The following is a 635-nucleotide window of genomic DNA, read 5'->3' as shown; positions in this document are numbered from 1 at the left end:
GTTGTACCTTCTGGTAAGCCTGTTTTGTCTACACTGTCTTCTGCGTTTGGTGCTGTACCGTTATCCACTGTTTGTGGTTTTGGTTGTGGATTGTAGTCATCTTTTTGTGGCGTTACTTCTACCGTTACTGGCACTTCTTCCGTACTATTATCTGGGTATGTGATTAATACTTTTCCTGGTTTGCTTCCTGGTGTTGTATTTGTATCTGGTTTTTCTACCCACTTGTACGTTGTTCCACTTGGTAAGCCTTCTGTGTTGATACTTCCTTCTGCGCTTGGATCACTGCCGTGTTTAGCGGTTTGTCCTGGCTGTTTCGCAGTTGGTGTAAATGTGTCACTTTGTTTCTTAACCGTGATTGGTACTGTGACTTCGTCTACTGTTCCATCTGGATATGTCACTAACGCTACTGTTGGATGACTTCCTGGTGTGTTGACTACTGGTGTTTCTTTCCATGTGATTGTCGTTCCACTTGGTAAGCCTGTTTTGTCTACACTAGCTTCTGCGTTTGGTACTGTTCCATTGTCCACTGTTTGTGGTTTTGGTTGTGGATTGTAGTCATCTTTTTGTGGCGTTACTTCTACCGTTACTGGCACTTCTTCCGTACTATTATCTGGATATGTGATTAATACTTTTCC

At 42.8% G+C, this 635-nt stretch carries 1 protein-coding gene; it reads right to left on the bottom strand.

Translation table 11 applies throughout. The features are described 5' to 3' along the window. The coding region (locus tag PNO30_RS06680) for a Rib/alpha-like domain-containing protein (RefSeq protein ID WP_271987617.1) at positions 1-635 on the bottom strand (635 nt) is incomplete at both ends.

Origin of the sequence: Gemella haemolysans (assembly GCF_028308085.1) — a bacterium.
GTDB lineage: Bacteria > Bacillota > Bacilli > Staphylococcales > Gemellaceae > Gemella > Gemella haemolysans_D.
This window is presented reverse-complemented; position numbering and strand designations above follow the sequence as displayed.